Source organism: Metabacillus fastidiosus NBRC 101226 (genome assembly GCF_001591625.1).
GTDB classification, from domain to species: Bacteria; Bacillota; Bacilli; order Bacillales; family Bacillaceae; genus Metabacillus; species Metabacillus fastidiosus.
In genome coordinates, this window is the sequence record NZ_BCVG01000135.1 from 1 (window position 1) to 8,470 (window position 8,470).

Consider the following 8,470-nt stretch of genomic DNA (forward strand, 5'->3'; position numbering starts at 1 on the left):
GTGTTCTATTGATCGGACCTTTGCGGGCAGTTGGATCTCCCGCTTCACTTCTCCGAATTACTAGAACTTTGAAGGTCCCCGTTAAGGCTGGGATAAAACAAAAGGAGATAGAGATATAATGGAATTCTGGGAATCAAGTTTTATAGAAAAACAAACGATGTGGGGATTTGAACCTACAGATTCCGCAATCTTAACAAAGGATTTTTTCCTTGAAAGGAATGTTAAGGACATACTGGTACCAGGTATTGGATATGGTAGAAATGCAAAGGTTTTTATTGACAATGGAATAAATGTTACAGGTGTTGAGATTTCAAAAACAGCGATTAATTTGGCGAGGCAAAATGGGCTTGATATTAGTATTTTTCATGGTTCAGTAACTGACATGCCTTTTGATAACAAACTTTATGACGGTATATTTTGTCATGCACTTATTCACCTATTGGATAATCGTGAGAGAGATAAGTTTATTAAAAATTGCTATAATCAGTTAAAGCCAAATGGATATATGATTTTTACGACTGTTTCTAAAAAAGCTCCAATGTTTGGTAAGGGCAAACAATTGGATAAAGACTATTTCGAGATTATGGAAGGCGTAAAAATGTTTTTTTATGATTCTGATTCCATAAAACAAGAATTTGGAGAATATGGACTGGTAGAGTTTTCAGAAATTGACGAGCCAAGTAAGGATAAGGAAAATAAACCTCCAATAAAATTTATTTTTGTAAAATGTAAGAAAGAATCATAAAGATAATCAAACAAAAAATTAAAAAAGTGAATTGTTAGAAGATAGGGTGTTGATATACTAACGGCTGCTTTTCTTGCATAATAGAAAGTTTTTTATGTAACGATCAAGGGAGCATTTCTGTAATTAATGAGTAGAAAAAAGACAAGTTTGTGAATAAATCTATTGAAACTAACAGGTAGCGATTGTTCAACAGGAACAGTCGCTTTTTTACTAACAGGGTAGGTTAGCATTTCTGTAGATCGTTATTTTTCAGGTTTGAAAAAACTCTCTCCCTTGTAAGTTATGTTCAAATTGATCACGAAGAATAATTATATAAGGGGAAAAGGCGTTTTTCGTAAAAAAAGAAATTTAAACCTCATGAACTTCTTTTAAAAAAGGATATCAAGATTCTTTCCTGCTTATAATAATGCTTGAAAGTGAGGGAATATATTGGGAAACAAAATAAAAATAATTAATTTTCTTTTCCTTCTCATTTTTGTAGTAAGTATCCATTTTCTTTTTCTTGACGAAAAAGAAGCGAGTCTTCAAACAAAAATGATTAAAATATCCAGTGGAGAAAGGGAAAGGAGATTAACTGTTCACGTTGCAGATACTCAAGAAAAAATAGAAAAAGGTTTAATGTTTGTTGAAAAATTACCTGAAAACGAGGGGATGTTATTTGTGTTTTCAGAAAAAACATATGGTGGCTTTTGGATGAAAAACACCTTAATTCCTTTATCTATTGCTTTTCTTGATTCAGATGGGAAAATTCTCAAAATACTACATATGGAGCCTTGTAAAGAGGAAGAATGCCCTGCTTATGATCCGGAACTTTCTTATCATTATGCAATTGAAGTGAATCTGGGATGGTTTGAAAAGAATCAAATCAAAGAAGGAGATGATGTATTCTTAGAATAAATTTATCATTTCCTGATAGAAGACTCTCACTTCAAGGAATGTGAATGGCATAGCCCAATGAGTAAGTGGGAGATGAAAATCAGGAAATGATAAATATTAATCTATTTGATGCTCTTTAGTTTTGTTTGAAAATAAGAGGATATTTCACTTTGAGATTATGGTAAGTATTTATTTCCTTAAGTATCTTACCTTTTAAATGAATACATCGAACATGTGTCAAAGTATCATCTGCATCCATCTTAACTAAGTCATTATCTTTAATTTCTTCTTTACATACAACACATCGGATAGACATATGTATCACCACCTATCTAAGATTTCTTATCAATTTAATTATAGATGAATGAGGTACATTAAGTCGATGGATTAGATGATATTAAATATTGCTATACTTATTCCTTTTCCTACTAATTAGCCTCTTCATCAAGAGATTTCATCATCTTATTCGTAATATTAACAGATTGGTTTTTAATTTTATGAACGTATTTATTGGGATTAGGATATGTGATGATGTAGATTTAAAATAAAGTTGTACTATTTATAAAAAAGTCGTACCGTTTTGAAAAAGTTTAACCGGAATTATCTGTATTTCAGTTTTTTATTGAACTAACGGGTAGTTTGATAAAAAAAAGAAAATTCTGTGAAGTTGATATTTGTTTATTGTTTCTACACAATAGTATAGGTGACTGGAAGGATGTTATTTATTGCAATATACTCTGTGAATAACCGAGTAAAATGACTAAAACTAACCAGATATGTAACTCAACTTAGGATAATAATGGAGTGATTTTATGAGTAAAGCTAAAGGAAAAGGTGGAACAGGGAGAGGAACAGACAAGAAGGGATGGAATCGTTGGCAAGCTAGTGCAAAGAAAAAAAAGAGTGCAAAACCTTATATAAGTAAAGGTACAAAGAAAACAGATGTGGAAAATGACCCTACGAGCAATGGCTAAAATCCCTTATCCGAAATACAGTGAATACTGAATAAATACAATTATTTAATGACCCAACGTGTGCGAGCTCCTTTAAAGGAGTTCGCTTTTTTCTTATTCAGCTAACGAAGTAGGTTAGTTGAATAAGAAAAAAGAGCTGCCGACCTCTTAGATCTTCAACTCTTGCCCCATTACTTTTAGTAGATAGTTAGTGGTTCCTTTAATTCTCCCCTGACTTCAAACAAAACGATAAAAATCAATTGTATAATTATTATCGGGAGAACTAATTGTTTTAAGTTTGCATTAGTTCATATATCTTACGAGCGGTGTTGACATTTCTTATCGTAACTTGTTTGTATATCTTTGATCCAATGAGTTTTGACCTTCCACTTTTCGTTATATTTTTCTTATCAATTGACCATAGGATCGCGCCGGGTACATATGTCACCGAGTCAATATTTGGTTTAATGACCAGGTTCTCAAGTACAGATTCATCATCAATTTCATCCCATAAAAACATAACATCACTTGTCATATCCTTGTCATTTTTCCATGTAGCAGGAATGGCGTTAATAATTCCTCTGATATCATCGATACTACGAACTACTACTTTAATTTGTAATTCGAAATCATTATGTATCGCTTCTTCCAAAATACGAGATAGTTCAGTTTTTGATATGTCTTTGTATGAAAAAATAATATTACCTGTATTGATGTATGTCACTACATCATTCATCCCGGCTTCTTCAAAAGTTTGTTTAAGCAACTTCATGTCAATTTTGTTTTTTCCACCAACATTAATCCCTCGAAGAAGAGCAATATAAACCATAACCATCTTCCTTTCAAATTTTTACATATAAATCCATTATATTGTTAGTGATTATATTTGTCATACTATTTTGCGAATTGTTTACAGTATGATTTTCCCCGTATTTAACGTAAGTAAAGATACCTTCCTATCTTCTTTTGTTCATTTATCAAGGTTAATAACATTGTTTCAATTAAACTTTATTTCAAAGCTACATTTTACGCTTAGATAATTTTATATAAGAGTATTTATTCTTATTAAACTAGCGAAGTAGGATAGTTCATTAATTGGTGTATTTTGAGCGACCTGTATTTTATCTTTTGGTTGTACAATGAAGTAGATAAATTTAATCGAAATTCAATAGTTCAATAAGGAATCAACGAAGACTAAAAATGCTATATACTACTTGTACAAGTAGTTGAATATATTCAGGGGGATAATTAAGCTATGTTAGATTTTCTTTTAGGCATTCTTTCCGCAGGATTCGGTGATAGTTCTTTGGATACTCGGAAAATTGATCGAAATATAGAAATGCTGAACAATCACACTTGGTTTAAAGATATTTATGAAGACGAAAAATATCATCGATTGTTTTTTGTGAATAGAAATGTTAGGCAGTATTTACAAAGTACAATACGTGTAAAAAGAATGATAAAAAAGGAAAAATCTCAAAGAGTATTTCTTGTATTTTTAAGTAAACAGTTAAAAAAATAAAATTTCTTTATAGAACTAACGGGTAGCTTTAACTTAACAAGAATAGGGAAAATCTTATGAATTTGATTTCCTAAAAAGTTCATCCTAATTTAGTACATTGAGATTTAATCAACCAATTTAAAAGAAGTAAGTAGATCCTTTTAATAATAAAATAGGTCTTGTTTTCAAGGAGGTAAAACATGGATTACATTTCACCGAAAGAAGCGGTGTTAAAAGTGAAACGGTGGCCTAAAGATACGATAGCGGCGGGTCGTCGTCATACCGTTGGGCTTAAATCTGATGGAACGGTGACGGCTGTAGGTGATAATAAATATGAGCAATGTGATGTTAGCGGCTGGCGCGATATTGTGGCAGTCGCGGCTGGTAATGTTCATATGGCAACGAACACAGGTAATGCTCATACAATCGGTCTTAAATCTGACAGTACTGTGGCGGCTGTGGGTTGGAATAAGCATGACCAATGCGATGTAAACGACTGGCACGATATTGTAACGGTTGCTGCGGGTTGGCGACGTACCATTGGGCTTAAATCGGATGGTACGACGGTTGCAGTGGGCCGAAATAATGAAGGTGAATGCAATGTAAGCGACTGGCATGATATTGTGGCGGTTGCGGCTGGTGACTGGCATACAATTGGTCTTAAATCTGACGGCACGGTGACGGCTGTAGGTAATAATAGGTATCGCCAATGCAATGTAAGCGACTGGCGCGGCATAGTGGAGGTGGAGGCGGGTTATCTTCATACTGTTGGGCTTAAATCGGATGGAACGGCGGTTGCAGCGGGTCAAAATAAGGTAGGCCAATGCGATGTAATCGGCTGGCACGGTATTGTGGCGATAGCGGTGGGTAGTAATCATACAATCGGCCTTAAATCGGACGGTACTGTGGTGGCTGTTGGTTGGAATGAGTATGGCCAATGTAATGTAAGTGATTGGCGCGATATTGTGGCGATAGCGGCGGGTTGTGCCCATACCGTCGGGCTTAAATCAGACGGCACGGTAGTTGCTGTGGGTGATAATGAATATGGCCAATGCGATGTAAGCGGATGGAGCGGCATCCAACTGCCCAACAATTAGTTGTCGGATAAAAAGAATACAGTTGCTGTAACTAATAAATCTAAAAAAAGGATTAAACATAAAGGGTGAAAATTCCTTCTTCAGCTAATGGGGATGGATTTCTTTATTAATATCTGTTCGTCTATCGGGGCAGTTTAGTTGATAACCCCTGCTAGGCGTTAGCTTTGTTTACTGCTATAAATATTACAGGCAAAATCCTCACCCTAAAGAAAGGATGAGGACTTTTTATTGTAATTGTTTAGTACTAACTCTTAGATAAGTTTAATTTTTTAATATTTGAATATTGAACTTACTATTAAAGATTATCTGTATAAATTCTTGGGGTTTGTGGTTCAAGAGCCGCTGCTGCACTAGCATTATCATTATGTCGATCGTTTTTGTAACTATCTAATTTACTGGATTTTTCTAAGTCTTTGGAAGTTTTCTTTTTGTCAGCCACCTTATCACCTCCTATGGATAATATGTCCAACTTTTACCTTGAAAATAAAAATGGTTGAAGCATATTAATATTTCTTAACACTATTACCAAAACGATGCTTGAACGATAGAAGGATTTGTCGTGAGGGTAGCTCCCTCGCTTATTGAAGTAAAGGGCAGTTTGGTTTAAAAACATGGTACATTTTATAAATAGTCGGTTAGTAAAGGAGCATTATCCTGTGAATAGAGAAGAAAGAAAAAAGCGTTTAGAATACCTAATTCAAGAAAGAAACATGAAGAAAAATTGGAAAAAGAGCAATAAATTTCGGAGATGTTAGAGCTGTTCCCAGAAAAGGACAAAGTGGATATATTAGATGAGAACGAAAGTGATAAAATTGAAAGTAATATGACAGATTGTTTTCCGATTGCATTTTGGGGAAGAATTGATTGGGAAAAGGTGAGTAACAAAATTATTCTTACTAAAGAACACATATTGAATATTCCTACCGTCCTATTTAATCAATCTTTGGACACTTCAGTTCCTGTTTACCTTATTGTTGGGATATATAAATACCCATTGGTAAAGACCTCTTTATTTAAAAACAACTTAAAGAGCCTTTCTACAGTTCAACTGTAGAAAGGCTCTGGCTTTTTAAGTGAGAATTAAACAGCTTTATTATATCTATACACAAGCTAGAAGAGACGTCGTATAATAGCTCTTTATTCCTTATTTTGCAAATACATGATTACCAATTGTTTTCACTATGTGACGAGTGCGAATCCAATCATCTGTTGCAATATCTGGGTTATAAAAATAAATTGAATCATTTAAATGATCTTTTCTCATTAGTGCTTCATCTACTGCTCGTTTCGCCTCATCTGATGCTGGCTTATTAATTTCACCGTTTTGAACAGGTGAAAAGGCATAGCTATTGCCTACTACTTGATTAATAACATCTATTATATTATTTGGAAATCGAGGATCTTCAACTCGATTTAATACAACAGTCGCAACTGCTACTTTTCCTTCATATGATTCACCTTTTGCTTCAGCTTCTACTAATCGAGCAAATAAGTCTTTTTCTTCATTTGAAATTGAAACGGCTGGTTTCTCCAATTCTTTTTCTGGCGTTTCTATTTCGGGTTTTGATGATTGTATTCCTAATACTTTCGGTTTATCAGGAATTAGCAACATTTCTCCTGTATAAATCAAATCGTCATGACGATTATTGTATTGTTTTATATCATCAATGGTTATACCATATTGTTGTCCAAGTTCCCCAAGGCTGTCTCCTTTTACAACTCGATATTTCGTAGTAGCCTCGGCCGTATTATTTTGTAGTCCTATAAATCCAAATATAGCTACAAAAGTTACAACGAATGTTTTCATGTAAGTGTTTTTCATAGGTGTTACCTCCTGTAACTTCGCATGATATTACACTAACACGGACTGGTAATCAATTTACAGAACAATTCAGTTACATTTCTTTTTAATTTGATGAACAACATTACAGTTAAGGTGGAATTATGACATTATTCCTATATTAATGTCATATTCGATCCAATATTTCTGAAATAGAGTTATATATTTCCGAGACTTTCAATCTTTTAAGACATTCTTGATTTCTTTTTGTATAAATTGTATTAACGTGGCAGTTAGTTGAATATTAAATTTAAAAAAGAACCGTTAGAGTTAATTAAATTCTAAAGATTTGCTATGGTTAAATTAATAAAATGTTGAAATTTAAAAGACAAGTTCCCTGAATAGAGAGCTAAATAGATGGGCTTTAAGGAGATAGAAAATAGTGTGGAGATTAAAAAGGATTTAATTCAATTCCTTAAATTTCTAAGAAGAGATATAATTAACGGAGGAGCGGAGTAGGAAATACAGATTTAAATGCTTATCTAGACGCAGTGGAATCGTGGACAAGAGATACTAATTTGTTGTCCGAAGAACCAAAGCGGAGTGATTTTGCGAAAATCCTATATACTGCTAGTTGGGATGAGTAAAATTAAAATGATATTAATAAAGAGATGCTAGAAGGAGATAATATATGTTGAACTATGTTTTAGATCATGTAGGAATAGCAGTAAGAAGTATTGATGATGCTCTACCTTTTTATCTTAATATATTAAATGGTAGTTTGGAGGATCGTTATACAAGTGACACTCCAGGTGTTGAAGTACATGTTGCTGTTGTGAGAACAGCCGATAAAGTAATTGAGTTATTGGAACCAATTAACAAAGACTCTCCAATAGCACGTTTTATAAAACAACGGGGAAAAGGTGTACATCATATTGCATATCGAGTAGACAATTTAGATACTGCAATACTTGAAGCGAGTAAAAATGGGATTCGTTTTTTAGAGGATACACGCCGTACCAATTTACACGGAAGAAGGTTAATATATATTAATCCAGTTTCGACTGATGGAACTTTAATTGAGCTTTGTGATTATTTAAAGAGTTAATGAAGTGCGTTCATCCATGGAGTGATTACTAATAAAGGTTCTTATTGAACTAACGGATGCGATAAAAGAAAAGACGATTGCACTATCGGAGCAGCTAAATTCAATAACAGCAAGTGGTACGATACTTAAATAGTGAGTATCGTTTTTTTATTATGCAATGAGCTTTCTGTCGAAGCCGTTGTTAAGTTACGATATTGTTTTGTATTTCTTTCCTCATTTAAACTATAATGGTTAAGAAGGTTTAAATGATTTAAAGTTAAACAGCAAAAAACCTTAAGGAGAAAAGATAATGTTAAACTCAGATTTGGATATACGTTTAGAACCGCGCATTAAGGAATTATATCAATTACATAAGGAACGTTCTGCAAATATTGACTGGAGCTATCATGAATTTATTCCATGGGATAAAG

General features: G+C 33.5%; 11 protein-coding genes. 7 read left to right on the top strand and 4 right to left on the bottom strand.

The genetic code is table 11. The features are described from left to right. The first annotated feature begins 118 nt into the window (after positions 1-118). Positions 119-745 carry a class I SAM-dependent methyltransferase gene (locus BFA01S_RS19500; protein ID WP_066234829.1) on the top strand — a complete coding sequence of 209 codons (627 nt, stop codon included), beginning with the start codon at positions 119-121 and terminating at the stop codon, positions 743-745. 534 nt (positions 746-1,279) lie between these two features. Then, the gene (locus BFA01S_RS19505; RefSeq protein ID WP_156483934.1) at positions 1,280-1,642 is read left to right on the top strand and encodes a DUF192 domain-containing protein; all 363 of its coding nucleotides are present in this window, start codon (positions 1,280-1,282) and stop codon (positions 1,640-1,642) included. Between the two features lie 115 nt (positions 1,643-1,757). Here the strand turns inward: BFA01S_RS19505 and BFA01S_RS19510 are convergent, their stop codons facing one another. Next, the gene (locus BFA01S_RS19510; protein WP_066234835.1) at positions 1,758-1,937 is read right to left on the bottom strand and encodes a hypothetical protein; all 180 of its coding nucleotides are present in this window, start codon (positions 1,935-1,937) and stop codon (positions 1,758-1,760) included. 496 nt (positions 1,938-2,433) lie between these two features. On the opposite strand from BFA01S_RS19510, the gene BFA01S_RS22135 reads away from it, so the two are divergent. Then, positions 2,434-2,595: a DUF3934 family protein gene (locus BFA01S_RS22135; protein ID WP_082800089.1), complete on the top strand. Its 162-nt coding sequence runs from the start codon at positions 2,434-2,436 to the stop codon at positions 2,593-2,595. Between the two features lie 271 nt (positions 2,596-2,866). Here the strand turns inward: BFA01S_RS22135 and BFA01S_RS19515 are convergent, their stop codons facing one another. Then, on the bottom strand, positions 2,867-3,403 hold the full coding sequence (locus BFA01S_RS19515) for a DUF1697 domain-containing protein (RefSeq protein WP_066234838.1): 537 nt from the start codon (positions 3,401-3,403) through the stop codon (positions 2,867-2,869). A 426-nt stretch (positions 3,404-3,829) separates the two neighbouring features. Between BFA01S_RS19515 and BFA01S_RS19520 the strand changes: the two genes are divergently transcribed. Then, entirely contained in the window at positions 3,830-4,096 is a 267-nt protein-coding gene (locus tag BFA01S_RS19520) for a hypothetical protein (protein WP_066234841.1), read from the top strand. A gap of 179 nt (positions 4,097-4,275) precedes the next feature. Then, complete coding sequence (locus BFA01S_RS19525) at positions 4,276-5,172, top strand: RCC1 domain-containing protein (protein ID WP_066234843.1); 897 nt, start codon at positions 4,276-4,278, stop codon at positions 5,170-5,172. A gap of 295 nt (positions 5,173-5,467) precedes the next feature. Here the strand turns inward: BFA01S_RS19525 and BFA01S_RS22625 are convergent, their stop codons facing one another. Next, complete coding sequence (locus BFA01S_RS22625; protein WP_156483937.1) at positions 5,468-5,611, bottom strand: hypothetical protein; 144 nt, start codon at positions 5,609-5,611, stop codon at positions 5,468-5,470. Between the two features lie 309 nt (positions 5,612-5,920). On the opposite strand from BFA01S_RS22625, the gene BFA01S_RS22975 reads away from it, so the two are divergent. After that, positions 5,921-6,226: a CDI toxin immunity protein gene (locus tag BFA01S_RS22975; protein ID WP_066234847.1), complete on the top strand. Its 306-nt coding sequence runs from the start codon at positions 5,921-5,923 to the stop codon at positions 6,224-6,226. A 90-nt stretch (positions 6,227-6,316) separates the two neighbouring features. Here the strand turns inward: BFA01S_RS22975 and BFA01S_RS19535 are convergent, their stop codons facing one another. Next, a complete protein-coding gene (locus BFA01S_RS19535) occupies positions 6,317-6,994 on the bottom strand; it encodes a cell wall hydrolase (protein WP_066234848.1) in 678 nt (225 codons plus the stop codon). 652 nt (positions 6,995-7,646) lie between these two features. Here BFA01S_RS19535 and BFA01S_RS19540 point away from each other — a divergent pair. After that, on the top strand, positions 7,647-8,060 hold the full coding sequence (locus BFA01S_RS19540; RefSeq protein WP_156483940.1) for a VOC family protein: 414 nt from the start codon (positions 7,647-7,649) through the stop codon (positions 8,058-8,060). The last annotated feature ends 410 nt before the right edge of the window (positions 8,061-8,470 follow it).

Bases quoted from the DNA above. Each gene is read 5' to 3' on its own strand.
- BFA01S_RS19500 (WP_066234829.1), top strand. From the start codon at position 119: ATGGAATTCTGGGAATCAAGTTTTATAGAAAAACAAACGATGTGGGGA.
- BFA01S_RS19505 (WP_156483934.1), top strand. From the start codon at position 1,280: ATGATTAAAATATCCAGTGGAGAAAGGGAAAGGAGATTAACTGTTCAC.
- BFA01S_RS19510 (WP_066234835.1), bottom strand. From the start codon at position 1,937: ATGTCTATCCGATGTGTTGTATGTAAAGAAGAAATTAAAGATAATGAC.
- BFA01S_RS22135 (WP_082800089.1), top strand. From the start codon at position 2,434: ATGAGTAAAGCTAAAGGAAAAGGTGGAACAGGGAGAGGAACAGACAAG.
- BFA01S_RS19515 (WP_066234838.1), bottom strand. From the start codon at position 3,403: ATGGTTTATATTGCTCTTCTTCGAGGGATTAATGTTGGTGGAAAAAAC.
- BFA01S_RS19520 (WP_066234841.1), top strand. From the start codon at position 3,830: ATGTTAGATTTTCTTTTAGGCATTCTTTCCGCAGGATTCGGTGATAGT.
- BFA01S_RS19525 (WP_066234843.1), top strand. From the start codon at position 4,276: ATGGATTACATTTCACCGAAAGAAGCGGTGTTAAAAGTGAAACGGTGG.
- BFA01S_RS22975 (WP_066234847.1), top strand. From the start codon at position 5,921: ATGTTAGAGCTGTTCCCAGAAAAGGACAAAGTGGATATATTAGATGAG.
- BFA01S_RS19535 (WP_066234848.1), bottom strand. From the start codon at position 6,994: ATGAAAAACACTTACATGAAAACATTCGTTGTAACTTTTGTAGCTATA.